This is a genomic window from Leptospira weilii, from assembly GCF_006874765.1.
Lineage (GTDB): Bacteria > Spirochaetota > Leptospiria > Leptospirales > Leptospiraceae > Leptospira > Leptospira weilii.
In genome coordinates this window covers 3007501-3027500 of record NZ_CP040840.1, presented here as the reverse complement: position 1 = coordinate 3027500, position 20000 = coordinate 3007501, and the positions used below count along the sequence as shown (strand labels likewise).

Sequence of the window (20000 nt, the reverse complement as noted above, 5' to 3'; positions counted from 1 at the left end):
GCGAAGTGGGATATTCCTTCCGGAAGAGAAATCACGGAGAGACGAAACTTTCCAGTTCTGTAATACAACAATATTTAATCGCGTTATTCGAACTTAGATTTGGTTCCTTTGTCTCGATCGAATTCGTCAAGTACGGAATCATCGGCTTTTCGGGCGTTTTTGTAAATTTGGGGGGACAATTCTTATATAACAACGTTTTGGCGATCAACGTGGCGGAGCAAATTCAATCCGCGATTTCTCTGCCCTCCGGCGCCATCGTCTTCGGTTTCGAATTGAGCGTATTGACCAATTATCTTTTGAACAACGTTTGGACTTTTTCTGATCGTAAGAATGTCGGCTTTTTGGATAATACGATCGGATTCTTAAAATTCAATGTAATCAGTCTTTTGGGTTTTTTGATTCAATTTTCAACCTGGTTTTTTCTGGTAAGATATTTCCAAATCTACTATCCTGATTTTTTACCCTATTGGCTTACATATGTGGGAAATATTGTAGGCATCCTACTTGCTACCGCGACTAATTATTTTTTGAATCGCAATTTTACATGGAAGAAGCCTTAGTATATTTATGAAGTTGTATCTGCTGTTTTTATTGAGTTGTTTGATCTTATTTTTCGGGTTTAAAACGGATTTTGAAGTAACCTACGGCGACTCCGGTTTTATGTGGGTTCAGGTTATGGATCTGATCCAGTCTGATTTTCGGACTTTCTCATTTTATTATTCTGGAAGTTCTTTTGATCCCAAGGGGGAATGGCTTCCCTTTCAAGCCCCTTTTTTAGGAATTCATGATTTGCAATACTATATAGATTTTCCGCCTTACTTTCCTTTGGTCGTTTCTGTGGGTAGGGTATTGTTCGGGTCGAATTTAGGGATTTATTTAATCCAAGTTTTATTTTTCTCCGGTTCGATCTATTTTCTGTATCTTTTATTTTCCGAATTTACCCGGAGAAGATGGCTTAGCGTTTCTTTTGTTTATCTGTATTTGTTCGGGACGACTGTGTTTACGTATAATCTAGTCATTCACGAGTATTCCATCGCTTTGTTTTTTTTATACGGGGGAATTTATTTTTATCATCGATCCATAAAGACGAAAAAAAATACGAACTTCATATATTCTTCTCTTTTATTCGGGCTTTCCCTTTATTTTCGTTTGGAATTTATCTTTGTAATTTTTCCGTTATCCGCTTTGAGTTTTTTATTACGACGGGAGATTCGAAAGCAGATATTTTTTTATTGGGCCCCCGTGTTTTTAGTGATACTCGCTTCCTTATTGGCTTTGAATACTTACATTCACGGTCATCCCCTCGGTCTGCGTTATATACTTACGATGGGTAATCCAGTGACCGTTGCTCTTTCAAGATCGGATATCATTTACGATTTGTTATTCGGTAAAGAAAGAGGATATTTTTTTCAGTCTTCTTATTTGGCATTGATAATTTTTTTCTCCATTTTTGTCGCGATATACAAGAGATGGTATAAAGACATTTTGTCTTTGGAATTGTTGTACCTTGGCGTTTCCATACTTTCGATCTTTCTTATATTGGCAACTGCGCCGAATCACGGAGATCATATTTCTCCCAGGTATCTTTTCGGAACGTATCCGTTACTTTTTGCGCTTGGTCTTATCCTGGTGGAATCCTTTCTCGATTTTAAAAAGTCTGCCGTTTATTACGGGGTGTTGATTCTTGTCGTTATTTCGTTGTTGTTTTCCGTTAAACAATGGTTCTATGCGATCCGATTCATACGTACTTCCGATAAAAACGTAAGAACCATGATGGATTATTTCCGATCGGAAAATAAAAAATATCTGGTTTTCACGGATACGAACATTCCCAAAAACATACAGTCTTTGATGTATGAAAAAACAATATTGTATGTTTCCGAAAAAAAACTAGTTTCCGATTTTTTGGCGAAAGACGTTTTCAAAATCGATCCGAGTCAGATTCTAATCGTTCGACTTTTGACAACCGCCTTACCGGTCGACGAAAAAGGATGTATTTCCGGTTCTAGGTTTTGTAAGTTGGAGTCCTCGCTTCCGTATGTCGAGGTTTATTCTTTTCGATAAATTCCGAACATTGTGGCGAAAAGAAAGTTTCGTGTTTTTTGCAATCGAACGGGTTCATATTAAACCCGAAAAAGAAACGAGCCGACTAGGTTGTTAAATAACGTGAGTTTGGCATAACAAATGCGAAAGCGATTATTATGTTGCGATCCGTAGAGAGGCGCCCACAAGTTAAGAAGGCTTTGGGAATAATAAGGATCAAAAACTGATCTTTTTCAAGTGTTCCGACAAGAATGAGGCTTTTTACTTGCAAAAAATATGATTTTCTGATAGAGAAAAATCTCCCGAGTCTTTTCTCGCCTCCAGGCTCAATGATTTGCTCCCTACGGGTCGCTCATCACCCAAAAATCAGGGGAAACTCAGGCACAACGCCTCCTAAACTCAGTAAACACTTTCCTATGGGTCGGTGTTTAGGGGGCGTTGTGGGAACTAAGTTTCACTGTCGTAATTCCGACAGATTTATCTTCGGATCCAATACTTGTGGGGTTGGTTATGTTAGAGAGCAACACTTTAGTTTCTTATTAGCCCAAACTTTCAAACGCCGAACTCACGTTAAATAAAGGAACTTTTATCTTCGTGGAGGCATTTCTTTCGCGAGAATTACGAAAACTCAGTTATCCGAGCCTTGCAAAGAAAAGTAACGGTGGATGTTAAAGCCTAAAGTCCATTCTTTTTTGTAGTAATCGTAATCGGCTCCCCGTAACAGTTGAGTGTGCGCGATGGATCTGCTATTCGTAACGAACAACTGAAAGACGTGTCCTCCCGTTTCAAAGTCTACGCCGAAACTCAAAGGGACGGACATATACTCCACGGGTTTGGAAAGAAGAATGTTATTTACAATTGCGTCTAACGTTCTGCCGTTTGCGATCAGATCGTTGATTTCCGAGGCGGAATATTTTGCGCCGTTGATCTTTGTTTTTCTGTTTTCCTCGGAATAAGAGTGACCGAAGTAATCGCGTTTTGGAGAGAGAATCGTCCCGAACGTAAAATCCAGACGCTTAAAAAGATGGATCCTGAAGGAAACGTCCAATCCGGTTCGGTCATTGGAAAGATGTTCTTTGACGAAGTTTCTATGAACGAACATCGGAGAAAGTTGGAGAGAAAAGAAATCGCTAAATCTTCTCGAAATCAAAAATGAAGTTAAGGTACTTTGTCGATCCGAATCGCTCAATTCGTACGTATTTAATCTTTTGTTCGCTTCGGAATCAACTGTGGGATAACCGCTCGAAATTTTAAGATAAGGACCGTAGAATGTATTTTGTTTTTCCGTTTCTTGACCAAAAACTCCGAAAAAACTCACCGTAATCGGAAAGTTGGAGTTTTGAGTTATGAGTCGAATTTTTCCTCTCGCCTCGTACGTTTTTTGGAACGAAGTCCTCGCGATTCCGATGGTGATTCGATCGGTAAGACCGTAATCGAGAGAGAGCTGCGTGTTGGCTCCGTTATCCAAGCCCAAAAAATCGTAGGAAGCGGATTTTGCGTTTCCAAAACGATGATTGAATCGAAAATCCAATCCGCTTTTACCGACGTCTTCCGTGCTTGGCATGTGAATGAGGCTACTTCCCAAAAACGCAGATCTTCCCTGTTCCTGAGCGAAGAGAGCGAAAGAAAAAGAGGTCGACAGAATCAAAAACGGAATTAAGGAAAAGTTGATTCTAAAGTTCATATTTTAGATTGCCATGAGACGGAGGTTTCGATTCTGATTTTTTCATTTAGTTTCAAAATTACTAATTTAGGGATTTCGATTTTAAAATCGCTCAGTAGAATTTCGAAATTCGCGTGAATCAAAAGATCTTTCCCTTTTTCCTCGAAATTACCCTGAACTTGAACGTTCTTTTTTGTAATTCCGTGTAGGGTGAGATTTCCTTCGACAGTCACAGTTTTGGAAGACGTATCCCATTTCAAAATGTTTCCTTGAAAGATTACATTCGGAAAACGTTCCGTTTCCAGATAATTCTCGTGCATGTGGCGGTTCATCAGCCGGTTGGGAACGTTTAAGTCGTTAAGATCGACTTGAAAGAAAAACGTTTTCGATATCAGATCAGCCCTCCCTTCTGCTTTTTTCAGAGAGCCGCGAATCGTCTCCTGAGGAGCCTCGCTTAAGAAACGAATGTCCGTTTCCTTTACGCTCCATTCCTCGGAGATTTTCTTTTCGGAACCAAGTTCGTAGACGAAAGAAATTTGCACGAACAAAAAAATTAGAAAAATAGAATATATTAATCTTCTACAAATCAAGGGCTGGCCCCTTTGAGAATCCAGCAAAAAACCGCTTTATTGATGGAATCGTTATTATTCACTCTCATCGAACCGGTGTTGATTTTTTGAAATAAAAGACTGTTTTTCGGATCGTTTATTGTTATTCGATTTCGAACCGAGTTGTAAGAAGTGACGTCGAATCCGGCGTTTGCGTTGTTTGTATTGTGGCAAGTGGAACAGCTTCCCGTTCCTGCTTGGTTTAAGGTGGAGAATGTGGGGGACGGATCGGTGCAGTCCGCATTTGCGAGTTCTTTCAAAGGTGTCGTCGAGTTCAATAGAAAAGCTAAAAGTTTTAAGGAATCTTCCTTATCCGAACTTTTTTCGCTTTGGCAGTTCCATAGAATAGAACAGAGGAAAAGGGCCAAGATTCCAAACTGGAACGGTTTATGAATTTTTTTCATAAGATTCTCCTTTAAAAAATGAATTTATAATAGATAGGAATAACGTTTTGAATTTCAATCTTATAATGAGCTTTACGTTTCAAAAATGGAAAATTTAGAATTTAAATATTCAAAAAAAGTTCGTTTTTTAGAAGATTAGAATCTTTCCCTTTTTGAATATCTCGAATCGATTTCACCGTGCACGGTCTGTTTTCGTCGAAAAAATCGCGAGTAAGACAAAACGGTCCGCTCCGAATTTGCGCGATTCTTAGAGTCGTGTTTAAAGTCCGTTTATTAAGTTCGTGATCTAAGGGAATTCTATCCAAATGCAATGGCCAAACTTTCAACGGCGATATTAGAAATGAAAAGCCTTTTGTTTTGTCCTTTCATCCCGGAGAAAATAAATACGGCCTCTTTATTTAGCGTGAGTTCGGCGTAAGAAAGTTTGGGCGAATAAGAAACTAAAGTGCAACGACTCCCGATGGGTCGTCGCAACAGCTCGCGAATTTCATAGATAAAATGGCCCGCGACCGCGCTTTAACTCAATGTTGCTGCCTAATAAACTCAGTGAAACGGCTTTCTAAGGGCGCCGTTAACTCAGCGAATGCCTCTCTATGGATCGGCTAAACTCAGCGAATGCCTCTCTATGGATCGGCTAAACTCAGCGAATGCCTCTCTATGGATCGGCTAAACTCAGCGAATGCCTCTCTATGGATCGGCATTCAGGTCCGAAACATAGGATCGCTTTCGCATTTTGTTATACCGAACTCACGTTTATTTAAAAACTTGCTCAGAGTCTCGTTTCCCATTTTGGGAAGACTTTATTTTGACCTGTTGCGAATTGTGTTCTCGGTAAAGGATTGTTTGAAATTTGGTTTTAAGTTTTCATTGGGGCAAATCATCGTTTTTTTCTATTAGGCGGTACTCTCTTTATCTCGGTTTGCTTGAGTTTTGACAGATATTTTTCGAGTTAATTCTCAAAGCGACGAGATAGGTTTTACGAAATTTGAAGATTTCGATATTTAAGATCCCTGTAAAATAGGATACCGCCAATTTTGAGCGCAAATCCGCTTTTTAGACGCAGAATTTTGGACACTCTATTATGTAGGGATGAGCAAAGATTGTTTCAAAAAACAGAGGTGTTGCCGTTTCGACGGGCTGAAAATTTTCGGGATAAATTGTATGAAGGAAAATGAGTAATTCATTCAATTTATTTCGTCATACGAAGGATGAACAGCGGCTTCGAAAATATACCTTTGTATATGCCGAGGATAAGCTTTATGTTTTAGAATCTCTCTAAAGTTTTGAAGATTTGACATAGCTTTACCTAAAAGTTTGCTTACTTTGTGAACTTACATCATTAAAAAATGATTCACTTTTTAAAAAACTTGACTGAGTATATATCGAGGCAATGATGAAACGCTTTAAATTCTATGAAAACAATATATATATTCATTCAGAGATTGGGAATACGAAAAAAGCTGATACTTCTCTTTGGTTCTGTGCTGATACCGATCACGATGTTGGTCGTATTGGCTTTAATCAATACGAAAGATAGAATCGAGGACATTGAAACGATCTACGAGGATCGGGTCATTCCTCTGAAACAATTGAAGAAGATATCGGACCTGTATGCGATTTTCATTGTGGACTGTGTTCACAAGGTAAGAAGTGGGGCGTTTACACCGGAGGAAGGGGTCGCTAATCTTGATAAGGCGACTTCCGGAATTCAAGAGGAATGGAGCGCATACATCGGAACTTATCTTGTTCCCGAAGAGGAAGCCATCATCCGGGAGTTAAACCCTCTTTTTGTGGCTTCGAACGCCGCGGTAGCCGAGGCTAGGGACCTGATGATCAACAAAAATCTTCAGGAATTAGAATCTTTTGCGGATTCTCGTTTGTATCCTAGAATCGATCCGGTAACGGAAAAGATTGAAAATCTGATCCAGTTGCAACTGAAAATCACGGACAGGATATATATCAAGGCGGAAAAGCAATTCACTTTTAGTTGGATTTTACTCATTTCCCTTTCCAGTATAACTTTGATTTATATCGTTCTGATTGCGGTGGTTTATTCGATTCAATTGGTCAAGGGACTTACTACCGTAAGCGGTGCGGTCAAAAATGCGGATTTTTCTCATCCGGTGGAAGTTGAAGAAGACGAGAAGAAAAAAGACGAACTTTATCTTTTACTGATTACTTTCCGTTTGTTTCAGATCAAACTCAAAGAGATGCTCAACACGATCATGGACTTTTCCGAAAACCTTGTCGCTGCCTCTGAAGAGCTTTCCCGTTCTGCGGATCATCTTTCTGCGAACGCACAATCCGAATCGGCTTCGATTGAAGAAATTTCCGCATCAGTGGAAGAGATTAGTTCCGGAATGGAATACGTAAATCGAAACGCGGAATCTCAATATGTCCTGATTTCTTCCTTTAATGGAGAAATGAGAGAACTGGAAGGGATGATCACCAAGGTGGGAGACGCCGTAAAAAATTCTTTGGAAAAAATTTCGGATATGTATCTTAAAACCGATTTCGGTAAAAAAACGATGGGAGATCTTTCCGAAAGCATGGAGAAGATCGAAAGCAGTTCGGTCGAGATGCAGTCCATTACGGCGATTATCAAAGAAATATCAGAAAAAGTGAATTTACTTGCGCTCAATGCGGCCATCGAAGCGGCGAGGGCCGGAGAACACGGCAGAGGGTTTGCCGTGGTGGCGAGTGAGATCACAAGACTTGCGGAACAGACGGATTCTAGCGCGATGACGATCGAGGAACTCATTAAAACAAGTAACGCGGAAATAGAAACCGGTAGAAAGATCGTTGAAAACTCCGTGAAAGTTTATGCCGAAGTTTTGAGTGGATTGGAACATCTGAAGGAATCTTCCAATCAAATCGTAGCCATTATGGAACTCCAGCAGGAGAAAAAGGAAAAAATTCGTTCCGGGATCGACCAAGTCGATACGAAGTCGGAGGACATTCGCAATTCCGTTAAAGAACAAAAGATTGCTATTATGGAAACGGCGAACGCGATTTCCAATATTTCCACTACGGTCCAAAGTAGCGCGGCGAACTCCGAAGAAATTGCCGGAAGTGCGATCAGTCTTTTGCAGATTGCGAAGAATCTTCAAGAGACAATGAACTTTCTAAAAGGCTAAAGAGCCAATTTCTCGGCTATAGGGGTTTAAGCTCCGAGAGTAACCCCCGGACTTTATCTGGTTTGAAGCGCCTTTCTATAGAGAGGCGCTTTGTGACCGTGCGCAAATCGCATTTCTTGTTGCCCGAATATTCTCTGTTTCGTCGCCACCTTGTTTTCTAGATCGAACGCGGTTTGTATTTTCATTGAGTTTGTGCAATTGACGGCGGTTTTTGGCTTTTTTCAATTTTGTTTTTATCCATTTGCTTTTTTGCAAGGCGAAGAATCTTCCATGTCTTCTTAGACAAGATCAAGCTCTTGATTATAGAACATGAGGGCTACTTACTAGACGCACTGGAATTAGAGATTTATCTAGTTACCAAAATGGTTTTATGAACTCATTTTTTAGAATTGAAAAAAAATTAGAATCATTCTAAAAAATATTTGCTTCTGAGGGGTTGGGAGATATCATGGAGTGTCTAAGTTTCAAAGTAAATTTAAAAAGGAGAAATCAAATGCCACAGGTTACATCCCTAGCGCCGGATTTTAAAGCAGAAGCTGTTCTTGGAAAAGAGATCAAGGAAATCAAACTTTCAGACTATAAGGGGAAATGGGTAGTGTTATTCTTTTACCCGCTTGACTTTACTTTCGTTTGTCCGACTGAGATTATCGAATACGACAACAAACTTCCGGAATTCAAAAAACTTGGAGCGGAAATACTGGGAGTTTCCGTGGATTCAGCTTTTACTCATTTAGCTTGGAAAAATACTCCTAAAAAAGAAGGTGGAATCGGAGACGTCAAATACCCTCTGATTGCGGATCTTACCAAATCCATTTCCAGGGATTATAATGTTCTAACGGATGGCGGAGTGGCTTTAAGAGGAACTTTTATCATCGATCCAGCCGGTCTGATTCGTCAGGCTACTATCAACGATCTTCCTGTGGGACGTAATATTGACGAAGCGATCCGATTGATCAAAGCTTTCCAATTTGTTGAAAAACACGGCGAAGTTTGCCCGGCAAACTGGGATGAGGGAAAGAAAACGATGAAAGCAGATCCGGAAAAATCTAAGGATTACTTCTCGGCGGTGAATTGATTTTTTTCTGTCCGCAGATGTAAGTCTGCGGATGATGACATATCGAGCGGGTTGGAGTTAGGCTTTAATGGACTCAATCTCGCTTCCTAAACTCAGTAAACACCTTCCTATGGGTCGGTGTTTAGGTCGCTCGGATTTCCCAACATTGTTGGGAGCAAAAGATAACGCTCTGCTATCTTTTTGCTATCTCGCTTCCTTATGGGGGCTCGGATTTCCCAACGTTGTTGGGAGCAAAAGATAACGCTCCGCTATCTTTTTGCTATCTCGCTTCCTATGGGGCGCGAGAGAAACTCAAATCTCACTCTCTACGGATCGCGAGATATGTCTAACTTCAGGAGGCAATGGAAAATGGAACAAGTCCTGGAAAAAGAATCTGTCCACGAAAATCGTTATTACCGTCCTGATAATTTCCCGAAAGGCCTTACGCGCAAAGTAGTAGAATCCATTTCTCATATCAAAAATGAACCCGGTTGGCTTACCGAATTCCGTCTCAAAGCCTTTGAAATCTACGAACAAAAATCAATGCCGACTTGGGGATTTTTTCCCAATTTCAACGTGGATATCGATTCTTATACACACTATATAGGTTCCAATCAGCAGAAGAAAAAATCTTGGGACGAAGTCGATCCGGAGGTTCTCAAATCCTTCGAACGTCTTGGAATTCCGGAACACGAACGCAAGTATCTCGCGGGAATCGAAGCGATGAACGATTCCGAAACTGTTTACGCTAATGTTAAAAAGGAATTAACCGAACTGGGGATTCTTTTCTGTGACATAGATACCGCGGTCCGTGAATATCCCGATATCGTAAGAAAGTACCTCGGAACGGTTGTAAGTGTGGGAGATAATAAGTTTTCCGCTTTGAACAGTTGTGTTTTTTCCGGCGGTTCTTTCGCTTATGTTCCTAAAGGAGTGAAAACTCCTATGCCTCTTCAAGCATATTTTAAAGTGACTGCGGCTTCTTCGGGCCAGTATGAAAGGACTCTTTTGATCGCGGACGAAGGCGCGGAGATCGAATACTCCGAAGGTTGTTCTTCGGTTCAAGACAAAGGCACGAACTTTCACACCGCGGTCGTAGAACTAATAGCTCATAAAAACGCGAAGATCTTTTATACGACGATCCAAAATTGGAAGAAGAATATGTACAACTGGACCGTCAAACGCGGATTATGCCATGAAAGAGGACATATCACTTGGACCGATGTGAATATCGGGGCGAATACGATCAAATACCCGGGAATTGTTCTTCAAGGGGATCATTCCACGGGAGATGTCCTCTCTCTTGCGTTTGCGGGAGGCGGACAAATCCAAGATACCGGGGCGAGAATCATTCATGTCGGTAGAAATACTCGAAGTAATATATTAGCAAAAGGTGTTTCTCTCGACGGAGGAATCAATTCCTATAGGGGACTTGTTAAATTCACCTCCGGATCGGAGAATTCTTATTCTCATGTGAAATGTGACGGCCTGATGATGGACGATCGTTCTCAGTCTCACGCCTATCCTTACAATGACGTTTCTGGCCAAAATGGAACCTTAAATTATGAGGCTACCGTTTCCAGAATCGACGAAGATCAACTCTTTTATCTTCAATCCAGAGGTTTGTCGGAAGATGACGCAAAACTTCTGATCATCAACGGGTTTTGTGAGGGTGTGACGAAACATTTGAATGTGGAATATTCTGTAGAAATGACGCGTTTGATCCGTATGATTCTCGAAGACGGCCACGTGATTCAAGAAAACAACAATTCCGCAGTAAGCTAATATCTATCGAACGGATTCATAAAGAGCGAGATAGCGGAGCATTACCGAGCGCCCCATGGGAAGCGGTTAAGTTAGTCGCGGGCTCTTCGCAAAGCGAAGATGAGCGCCGAATTCAGCAAACGCCTCTCTGTCATAATCTTACCCACAAATTAAGAAGGTTTTTGGTATAATAAGGATCAAAAACTGATATTTTTCAAGTGTTCCGACAAGAATGATACTTTTTACTTGCAAGAAGTATGATTTTCTGATAGAGAAAAATCCCCCGAACCTTTCCGCCTCCAAACTCAGCGCCTCGCTCTTCAGTAGAGCTCGCCATCCCACCCAAAAATAAGGGAAACTCAGGCACAACGCTTCCTAAACTCAGTAAACACCTTCCTATGGGTCGGTGTTTAGGGCGCGTTGTGGGAACTAAGTTTCAGAGAGGGTTTGTCGTAATTCCGACAGATTTATCTTCGGATCCAAGTACTTGTGGGGAGGTTATGCCCTCTCTGCGGATTTGATCAAATGTGGAAACTCATACGATTTCCGAATGTTCGAAAAGTTTGAATTTATATACAAACTACTCGCAAGCTCTTTTCAGGTTCTGATACAAGCGATTTTTTAATTAAAATCATTCCCAAAGAATTATATTTTATCATAAAACGAAATTTTGATCAAACCCTCGGTTTTTTGAAATAGGTTCTCGTTAAGACTCGAAAAATTTAAGATCCTAAAGTAAAATGATTTTTCCTTTTCAAAGGTCTCTTTAAGATTTAACCGTTCTTTGCTAAATTCCGACTCATGAAAGCTTTGGATTCCAATCTACTCAATTCAGAATTTTTTCGGCAGATTTTCGAAACCAATCGAGATGGAATTGCAATTGCGAATTTGAACGGTTCTTTTTTGGAAGCCAATTCAGCCTTTCAGATTCTAACAGGTTATTCTCTCGAAGAACTTCGAAAAGACAACTTTTGGTCATCATTGGTCCCTGCAAGTTGGAATGCGGCCGAGAGAAAAGATTTTGAAGACAATCTTTTCTTTTCCGGTTATTCCCAGGAGTTTGAAAAGGAATACTCTTGTAAAGGCGGTACAATCATCTCAATTTCCGTAAAAGCATACGTTATCCGAGACGAGTCTAAACATCCGACTGCAATTTGGGGAATTGTCAGAGATATCTCGGAACAAAAGCAAAACGAAGAAGTTCGTAAAAAATTTTGCGACGAGATCAGGGAAAGTTGGGAAGCGCTTCAGAGGATTTTCGCTTTGAATCCTTTTCCGATGGCGATTTGCGAAATCGATACCGGAAAACTTTTGGAAGTGAACCGTAAGTTCGCGGAACAAATCGAATACGATTCCGATAAACTGATCGGAAAAACTATGACTGAACTCGGGGTTTGGTTTTCGCCTGAGGTTAAGGAAAACATTCTCACGATCGTGAGACGTGAGGGTTTTGTAGATAATATAGAAACGCCGTTTCGAACTGCTAAGGGTATCGAGTTTTGGGGACTTTTTTCCGCGCAACAAATCGAATACAAAGGAAAAATCGCGTTTTTAAGCGTCATGGTCCCGATAACCGACAGGATCAAAGAGGAAAGAGAAAGGCAAAGGTTACTCGATGAGGTTCGAGAGAAGAAGGAAATTCTCGATCAAATCTTTCGTTTGAATCCTTCCGCAATCACATTAGCAAGAGCTGATGATGGAAGGTATGTGGACGTAAACGATCTCTTTTTGGAACATTTGGGCAAAACGAGAGAAGAGGTTTTAAACAAAACGCCTGCCGAGCTCAGCCTTTATTACAATTTGCTCGATCGGGAAAAAATTCTTCAGAAGTTGAACGAGGATGGTGTCGTTCAAAATTTAGAGGTCAAACTTCAAACATACGAGAAGAAAATAAAAACAATTTTATTTTCTTCTAGATATATAGAATCGAAAGGAGAAAAGAAAATTCTCTCGATAGGTCACGACATTTCCGAGCTAAAGGAATCCGCTCTTGATTTACAAAATCTTGCAAAGGAGCTTGAAAAAAGCAAGGATCTCTTTCAGAAATTATTTCAACTAGTCCCTTCTGCGCTCGTTCTAACCGATTGGGAGGATCGTACGATCGTCGACGTAAACCAAAGATTCTTGGAAATGGCAAAACGTGCCCGAGAAGAAGTGATCGGAAAAACGACTCCTGAAATTCATATTTGGGATAAGTCCGGGAATTTCAGGGAAGAGGTTTATCAGGCGCTTTCCAAAACGGGAGAAGTAAAAAATTATGAGTCCGTTTATCTCGCTTCGGACGGAGAAATCATACCGATCTTGTACTCGGCCAGAATCATCGAAATTAACGGAAGGAAACAGGTTATTTCTCTTGCGACGGATATCAGTGAAAAGAAAAAGTCGGAAGAAGAAAAGAGAAAACTCGATGAAGAACTTCGCCTCAGTAAGGATCTTTTTGAAAAACTCTTTCAACTTACTCCGGCCGCCGTGTCGCTTTCCGATTTGGAAACGGGGATTTATCGCCAGGTAAATCAATCCTATTGCGATCTCGTCGGCTACACAAAAGAGCAGCTTATTGGCAAATCGTCTATAGAACTCGGAATTTGGGAATCTTCGATTGATCGTGAGAACTTCAAGGGAAAATTAGAAGAAAAAGATTGGATCGGAAGTCTTGAAGTTACGATTCAAAGTTCGAATGGAATTCGTAAGCACGTAATTTCCGGAAACAAAGTCTTTCAATTGGACCGGAAGTCGATGCTGCTCTCCCTTCTTGTCGATGTTACGGACAAGAAGATTATGGAGTCCGAAAGAAACGAGTACTTTGCAAGGATGCAGGAGAGCAAGGATCTTTTCGAGATGATCTTTGAAATGAATCCGGACACGATCACGATCAACGATCTTCAAAACGAAAAGTATATTCAAGTGAACGAACGCTTTTCGGAAATGTTACAATATTCCAAAGAAGAAGCGGTCGGTAGGATGCCCATGCAACTGGGAGTTTGGAATGACGACAAAGAAAGAGTCAAAGTGGCTGCGATCTTAAGAGAAGAGGGGATCGTCCGGGACTACGAAGCCCAATTTAAAAGGAAAAGCGGCGAAGTCGTGGATACTTTGTTTTCCGCGAGACGAGTTAAAATCGGAGATTCCTCCATCGTGATCGCGATCACACGAGACATCACTCAACAAAAACTCGCTTCGAGGGAAAGGGAAGAGCAAACGAGAAGAATTGCCTTACACGCGCAGGCGCTTATGGAAATGGCTACCGATTCCGAATTTGCTTCCGGAAATTTGGAATCGGGTATGAAAAAAATAACGTTAATGGTTTCCGAAGTGGCGAACTGCGATCGGGCGTCGATTTGGATTTTTCATAAGGAAAATCCGAGTCTTTGGACTCTTTTCGCAGGCTGGGATCGGAAAGAGCAAACGTATATGAAAAGAATGGAATTGGATATGTCTTCTTATCCGAATTATTATGAAGCAATCCAAAGGGATCGATTCGTAGACGCGACGGATGTAATCAACGATCCTCGAACCGCGGAACTCGCGGCGACTTACAGTATTCCGCACGGAATCAGTTCTTTACTCGACGCGCCTTTTTTTCTCCGAGGAAAAATCAAAGGAGTTATTTGTCTCGAACATAGAGGCAATCTGAGAAGATGGAAAGGATACGAAAAACAATTCGTAGTTACAGTCGCGGAACAGGTCACACAACTTTTATTGAATGCGGAAAGAAAAGAAGCCAAGGAAGAATTGGAAAGGGCGGTAAGAATAAGAACTTCCGAGCTAGCGAACGCTCTTGAAAATCTGCAAAGAACGCAGGATCAATTGATCCTTTCCGAAAAGATGGCCGCGCTCGGACAACTTGTTGCGGGAATTGCGCACGAAATCAATAATCCGTTAGGTGCCATCGCGGCGTTCAGCGGAGAATTGAAAGCCTATTTGAGTTCGTCCGCGGAGAAGATGGAAAAGCTGGGTTATGAGCTTGCTTCTGTGGACTCCGAGTTCATTCATAATCTTTCCGAATTGATTCGAAAAGGAATCGACAGTAAGGAAGGTATTCTTTCCAGAGAAAACAGAAGAATCGTTTTGAATTCCATTAAGACGAAATTGGCCGAGTTTGGTTATGAAAATGCGCACGATATCGCGGATCGGCTTTTGGACAACGGACTTTCTTCGGCGTTGCAGGAATTTCCTTCCTTGTTTTCGAATCCTAAGTCTTATTCTTTGATTAAGTTTGCTTTGGAGGAAATTCACGCTTATAGAAATATTCTTCTGATTCGATTGGCCGTGGATAGAACGTCTAAAATCGTTTACGCTTTGAAAACTTACGCTCATATCGATACGGAAGAAAACAGAGGAAAAATTATTATCGATCTTGCGGAAAACATAGAGACCGTTTTGACGATCTATCATAACAAAATCAAAGGCGGGGTGGATGTGGAGTTGGATTTTCCGATTCGTCCTCTGATCGCCGCGTATCCGGACGATCTCGTTCAAGTGTGGACAAATCTAATATACAATTCTTTGCAAGCGATGCGTTTTAAAGGAAAGATTCGAATTTCAATTCAAGACCGAAAAGACGAAGTCCGGGTTTCAATCGAGGATAACGGTCCTGGGATTCCTCGGGAAGTGAGGGAAAGAATTTTCGATCCTTTTTTTACGACAAAAGGTCCGGGAGAAGGAAGCGGCTTGGGTTTGGACATTTCTCGGAGGATCGTAAAAAAACACCAAGGAAGAATTGAGCTCGAATCTGAATCCGGTAAAACTGTATTTCATATATTTCTTCCTAAAGAATGAGATTCTATGGTACGCCTCCATAATTGTCGGTGTTTTTGATTTTCTTTCTAAAAAAACGTGAGTTCGGTATAACAAATGCGAAAGCGATTATTATGTTGCGATCCGTAGAGGCACTCACAAATTAAGAAGGTTTTTGGTATAATAAGGATCAAAAACTGATATTTTTCAAGTGTTCCGACAAGAATCATACTTTTTACTTGCAAAAAGTATGATTTTCTGATAGAGAAAAATCTCCCGAGTCTTCCCGCCTCCAGGCTCAATGATTTGCTCCCTACGGGTCGCTCATCACCCCCCACCCAAAAATCAGGGGAAACTCAGGCACAACGCTTCCTAAGGGGCGCGTTGTGGGGCCGATCGTTTCACAGAGGATTTGTCGGAATTCCGACAGATTTATCTTCGGATCCAAGTATTTGTGGGGTTGGTTATGTTAGAGAGCAACACTTTAGTTTCTTATTCGCCCAAACTTTCTTAGGCCGAACTCACGTTAAAAAAAGAAAAAATGGGAATTTCGGAAATTTTTCATTCAATAAAAAGTTGAATTTTGAAAGAATTTGGTTTCTCTTGCCTGATGGTTAATAGAGTTCTTCGTTATTTTTTAATGATAGGAATTTTGATCTGTATCCTGAGCATTTTCTTTCCCGACTTTCAAGATACGGATAAGAACAATAAGCCGATCGCACAACCTTCCCGGATTCAAGAAATCTTAAGTCAAATTTTAGCTGCTATTTGGGAAATCAAAACGGGTTCGGAATCTTCTGAACCTTCCAACCCGAATGCGATCGCATCGACTACGAATAACGGAGAAGATCCCAACGAGATTTTTAACAGAGCTTATCGTACAAATGAAAAGGGCGATTATCTCAAAGCGATCAAAGAATATTCTAAGTATTTGGAATTGGTTCCGGGAGACGCTTCCGGTTATTATAATCGAGGCTTGGCAAAATATACTTTGAAACAATACGGTGAGGCGGTGAAAGATTTCGAAAAAGCTGCGGAGATTGATCCAAATAAGGCTTCCGTATTTCTCTCTAAAGGTTATGGCAACGAAATGCTCGAAAATTGTGCTCAGGCAGTCGACGATTTTCGGAAAGCGATTGAACTCGGTGAAAAGAATAACCCGGAACTTTACGGTCACAAGGCGCGTTGTGAAAATCGTGACGAGAATTACGACGAGGGTTTTAGAGACGCCTGGAAGGCGGTAAATTTAGATAAAAAAAACGTTTACGCTTTCTTTGAATTGGCTTATGCTCAGTACGGTTTGGGAAAATATTCGGATTCGGTTGCGAGTTATACGATGGTTTTGCAACTCAATCCGAACGATGAGGTCGCGTTTCATAATAGGGGTCTTGCGTATGTTTTCTTAAAGAAGATTCCGTTGGCGTGTAAGGATTTTCGAAAATCTTTGGGTTTAGGATATGCGAGCGCCAAGGATCGGTTGGCGGAATATTGCAAATGATTGATCACATGAAAATGATACTCGAAAATAAGCGTTCGATTTTGTAAAAGTGCGGCGATTCTCAAAACTTAAGTCAAATCGGGAAATCTCTGACTTTTTAGAGGAATATTCTAATTTTCAAAATAAATCTATCATAATATTCTATTTATGTGTCCGAGTGGTAAGCCCAATCCGAACTAGAATACGTTTTTAAGGCACGGGGGACTTTGTATTCGAACGCAACAGACCGAAGCGGTTCGTCTTTCGGACCCAACGCAATTTTCCTTTTAGCACGTCCGCGTCGATTCGCTCCAAAATTTTCTCTGAACTTAAGTAGGGAGAATTATACTCTCGATCCAGAAGTATCCATTCTTTCCATTCTCTATCTTCTCGGATTGGATACACCGGATTTTTTAAAGGGACAAAAGGGGAAAGGTGGAATCCGGCGGAAACGGAACTTCCGGCGGGGATTTGTTTTAAAATATCTTTTAACTCGGTCGTTCGATCCGGTTTAGGCGAAAATACGATCGGATATTCTGATTCTTTGGAGTTTCTATGGATCGAAGCGGAAAAGGTAAGGATTAAAATGAAAATGAGTTTTTTTTCTTTCGAAACGGACGATAGAAATTTTGTTTTGGATTTGTCGATTCGATCTTGAATCCAGACCGCTCCCGTTTTTAGAAATAAAATCAAAAACGGAATGAGAGGGTAAACGTAGTAACTGTACAAATCTCTGACCCAGGGATGAATCGATAATCGAAATACGGAATACAAACCGAAAAATGGAAATAAGATCCAACCTCCGGTCAGATTCCAGAATCCCCATTCCAGACTTAAGTCCCGGATTCCCTTCCAATATTGGAATCTATTTTCTGGATTTTGAATATAGTCTAAAAAGATGGAAATAGGATTTTTATTCTGAGCGCCCCAGTATTCCTTCCAATTTCTTTCCGCGGATATTCCTGCCCATTCGTTTAAGATTGGGAATATGAAAAAATAATAAAAAATGCATATGATAAAAACGAAAGTCCATTCTTTATTTCTTTTTTTATCGGTTGGAATTAGGAAGATTGCGATTGCCGCTAAGTAGATGGAAAGGTCCTCTTTGATCCCTAAAAAGAAACATAGGCTTATGGAGGTAATCCAAAATTTTTGCCTTTGAATTCCAATAAGCGCGCATAAACAGAGAAGTGGGACCAAAACTTCGAAGTGCAACGAATGGTTTAATCGATAAAAACTGGACGAGCCCGACCAAAGAAGGGAAGCACAAAGGGAAAGTTCTTTGGAGACAGAACAGGTTCTTAAATAATAGTATAAAAGGGGAATTGTGATCGAAGCGAAAAAAAATATCCCGATTCCGAATCCGAGCTCTGATCCGAACAAAATTGGAAAGGGGGTCAAAAGTAAGATACCAGGCGTCATGTGGTGAGATAGAAAGTTCGCGTTCTCATTCGGACCGTAATATTGAGTCTGAAAAAATTTTCCGTCGATCGTAGGGACGATCATTCTCGTCTGAGCCGTATAGTCGAAATCGCCTAAGAAAAAGGAGTCTAACGCTGTGGTTGTGTAAAAAATTCCTTCCGTAAAAACAAACAGAGACCAATACGAGATGAGAATGCCGGGGGAAACGATCAAAGGCGGAAACGATTCTTTTTTCCATCTCTTTTGAATCCGAAAAAGAATCGGAGCGCAGAGAAGAATTCCCGTTAAGATGAGTCCGCTGATTCCTTTACTTCCGATCCAATATTGAATCGGAAGATAAAATATAAAAAAGGGCAATAATGAGAGGACGGATAATGACATACGGATTTTATCCAAAATTCATTTTTGATTTTTAATTTCTTCCAAAAAAAACGGTTCGCATCTCTTTTGATCGCGTACGTTTCATTGAAAATGATTCTGAAATATTTACGAAGAGATTCAATTTTAATACGACTCAAGATAATACAAAAGTTCGTTTTTGGATTGTATGACTGAAATTTTCCGCATTTGCAAATCGATATACAAAAAGTTATTTACAATCCTTTGATTTTCTTGGAAATTTTTACAGCTTACGGCGTTTCCCTGAAATCGAGTTCCAATTTTTACGGGGAAAACAAAGTGGCAAAGTTTCCATCGAAAACAAAAGGAGAAAGTCAATGGCGTTTGAAAGTCCGGACGGAATGTCCTCGACGGAGAGTGTAGGTTTCTTATCCCAGATGGGGAATTCCTTCAAGAGTATTCTTACGGGAATCGTTTTATTACCCGTGTCGTTTATCATTATCTACAATGTGGAGACTTGCGAACAGGCGAGCGCCGCTTTGAAAAACGCGGTTCCCGCGGGACAAGCGAAAGATAATCAGCCTTCGTACGTTACGGGGACTCTCAAAGCAAATCCTCTCGGCGGACGATTCGTAAAGAGCGGTCCTTATATTTCTTATTCCGTGAATTCCGAAGTTTATGCTTGGGATGAGGAAGTAAAGACAGAGGGCTCCGGAAGTAATAAAAAAGAAGTTAGAAACTGCGTGTTAAAATGGACTTCTTCACCTGAAAATCCATCCAGCTTTAAACTTTCCGGATGTCGTACGAAACCGTATCATAGGCAGTCCGTAAAGGATCAGTCCGATTCCGCGTCCGGAGCTACGATTCTTTCGAACGGTAAAAATTATTCCGTAAACCTTGAAGAAGTGGATTTTACTTCTCAGGTTTCTTCCAGAGACGCAAATGAAAACGAAATTTTTTCCAACGGCTTCGTCTACAGCGAGGGGTATCTTTACAGTTCTAAATCCTGCGCTGAATCTGAAAAAGAAGGTTGTGAAAGAGTGCAAATCTCCGTAACTCCGATTCCAGAAAAAGACATGACTTTTATCGGAGATATAAAAGGAAATAGAGTGGCACATTTCACTTCTGCGGAAGGAAATAAGTTTTTGAATGCGAGTGTGGGAGATTTTGCGGAAACGATGGCGGATATTAAATCCGACGACAATACGATGAAATGGGTTGGAAGATTTATCGGATTTATCGCAATGTTTTCTAGTTTCACATTGATGGCTGGGCCTTTAACTTCTCTTCTGAGCTTTATTCCTTTTGTGGGAGATCTGGGAGGGGGATTGATTAAAGTCGTTCTCGGAATC

At 40.8% G+C, this 20000-nt stretch carries 13 protein-coding genes (2 of these 13 only partly in view); 8 read left to right on the top strand and 5 right to left on the bottom strand.

Annotated elements, in window-relative coordinates; genetic code table 11:
* Positions 1-560, top strand: the 3' portion of a protein-coding gene (locus FHG67_RS14675) for a glycosyltransferase (protein ID WP_002617392.1). 586 nt of this gene lie to the left of the window's left edge; 560 of the gene's 1146 nt are visible here — the last part of the coding sequence; its start codon lies beyond the left edge, outside the window; it ends in the stop codon at positions 558-560.
* Positions 561-567: 7 nt separating this feature from the next.
* Positions 568-2064, top strand: a complete 1497-nt coding sequence (locus FHG67_RS14670; protein WP_004503156.1) for an ArnT family glycosyltransferase — start codon at positions 568-570, stop codon at positions 2062-2064.
* A gap of 607 nt (positions 2065-2671) precedes the next feature.
* On the opposite strand, the gene FHG67_RS14665 is transcribed toward FHG67_RS14670, so the two are convergent.
* From FHG67_RS14665 to FHG67_RS14655, 3 genes are read right to left on the bottom strand one after another with little or no spacing between them, the layout of a single operon-like run.
* Positions 2672-3727 carry a DUF5777 family beta-barrel protein gene (locus FHG67_RS14665; protein WP_004498792.1) on the bottom strand — a complete coding sequence of 352 codons (1056 nt, stop codon included), beginning with the start codon at positions 3725-3727 and terminating at the stop codon, positions 2672-2674.
* Complete coding sequence (locus FHG67_RS14660; RefSeq protein WP_016758860.1) at positions 3724-4296, bottom strand: YceI family protein; 573 nt, start codon at positions 4294-4296, stop codon at positions 3724-3726. Before FHG67_RS14660 ends, FHG67_RS14665 begins: the two co-directional genes overlap by 4 nt.
* Positions 4293-4718 carry an LIC11213 family lipoprotein gene (locus FHG67_RS14655; RefSeq protein WP_004494921.1) on the bottom strand — a complete coding sequence of 142 codons (426 nt, stop codon included), beginning with the start codon at positions 4716-4718 and terminating at the stop codon, positions 4293-4295. Before FHG67_RS14655 ends, FHG67_RS14660 begins: the two co-directional genes overlap by 4 nt.
* Positions 4719-6181: 1463 nt before the next feature.
* Between FHG67_RS14655 and FHG67_RS14645 the strand changes: the two genes are divergently transcribed.
* The gene (locus FHG67_RS14645) at positions 6182-7855 is read left to right on the top strand and encodes a methyl-accepting chemotaxis protein (RefSeq protein WP_036075488.1); all 1674 of its coding nucleotides are present in this window, start codon (positions 6182-6184) and stop codon (positions 7853-7855) included.
* 53 nt (positions 7856-7908) lie between these two features.
* On the opposite strand, the gene FHG67_RS22605 is transcribed toward FHG67_RS14645, so the two are convergent.
* On the bottom strand, positions 7909-8040 hold the full coding sequence (locus FHG67_RS22605) for a hypothetical protein (protein ID WP_016758863.1): 132 nt from the start codon (positions 8038-8040) through the stop codon (positions 7909-7911).
* A gap of 308 nt (positions 8041-8348) precedes the next feature.
* Between FHG67_RS22605 and FHG67_RS14640 the strand changes: the two genes are divergently transcribed.
* From FHG67_RS14640 to FHG67_RS14620, 4 genes are all read left to right on the top strand, one after another.
* Positions 8349-8930 (top strand): peroxiredoxin, encoded by a 582-nt coding sequence (locus FHG67_RS14640; RefSeq protein ID WP_002622670.1) that lies wholly within the window; start codon positions 8349-8351, stop codon positions 8928-8930.
* 348 nt (positions 8931-9278) lie between these two features.
* Positions 9279-10694, top strand: coding sequence for a Fe-S cluster assembly protein SufB (gene sufB, locus FHG67_RS14635; protein WP_002619736.1), 1416 nt, complete (start codon positions 9279-9281; stop codon positions 10692-10694).
* A gap of 780 nt (positions 10695-11474) precedes the next feature.
* Entirely contained in the window at positions 11475-15452 is a 3978-nt protein-coding gene (locus FHG67_RS14630; RefSeq protein ID WP_004503136.1) for a PAS domain S-box protein, read from the top strand.
* Between the two features lie 568 nt (positions 15453-16020).
* Entirely contained in the window at positions 16021-16908 is an 888-nt protein-coding gene (locus FHG67_RS14620) for a tetratricopeptide repeat protein (protein ID WP_004500973.1), read from the top strand.
* 189 nt (positions 16909-17097) lie between these two features.
* Here FHG67_RS14620 and FHG67_RS14615 read toward each other — a convergent pair whose 3' ends face one another.
* A complete protein-coding gene (locus FHG67_RS14615; RefSeq protein WP_142499836.1) occupies positions 17098-18690 on the bottom strand; it encodes a DUF2079 domain-containing protein in 1593 nt (530 codons plus the stop codon).
* 335 nt (positions 18691-19025) lie between these two features.
* Between FHG67_RS14615 and FHG67_RS14605 the strand changes: the two genes are divergently transcribed.
* On the top strand, positions 19026-20000 hold the 5' portion of the coding sequence (locus FHG67_RS14605; protein WP_004501008.1) for a TMEM43 family protein. It continues 129 nt past the right edge of the window; the window shows 975 of its 1104 coding nt (coding positions 1-975); its start codon is at positions 19026-19028; its stop codon lies beyond the right edge, outside the window.

Coding starts and splice junctions, on each gene's coding strand:
- FHG67_RS14670 (WP_004503156.1), top strand. CDS start 568: ATGAAGTTGTATCTGCTGTTTTTATTGAGTTGTTTGATCTTATTTTTC.
- FHG67_RS14665 (WP_004498792.1), bottom strand. CDS start 3,727: ATGAACTTTAGAATCAACTTTTCCTTAATTCCGTTTTTGATTCTGTCG.
- FHG67_RS14655 (WP_004494921.1), bottom strand. CDS start 4,718: ATGAAAAAAATTCATAAACCGTTCCAGTTTGGAATCTTGGCCCTTTTC.
- FHG67_RS22605 (WP_016758863.1), bottom strand. CDS start 8,040: ATGAAAATACAAACCGCGTTCGATCTAGAAAACAAGGTGGCGACGAAA.
- FHG67_RS14640 (WP_002622670.1), top strand. CDS start 8,349: ATGCCACAGGTTACATCCCTAGCGCCGGATTTTAAAGCAGAAGCTGTT.
- sufB (WP_002619736.1), top strand. CDS start 9,279: ATGGAACAAGTCCTGGAAAAAGAATCTGTCCACGAAAATCGTTATTAC.
- FHG67_RS14630 (WP_004503136.1), top strand. CDS start 11,475: ATGAAAGCTTTGGATTCCAATCTACTCAATTCAGAATTTTTTCGGCAG.
- FHG67_RS14620 (WP_004500973.1), top strand. CDS start 16,021: ATGGTTAATAGAGTTCTTCGTTATTTTTTAATGATAGGAATTTTGATC.
- FHG67_RS14615 (WP_142499836.1), bottom strand. CDS start 18,690: ATGTCATTATCCGTCCTCTCATTATTGCCCTTTTTTATATTTTATCTT.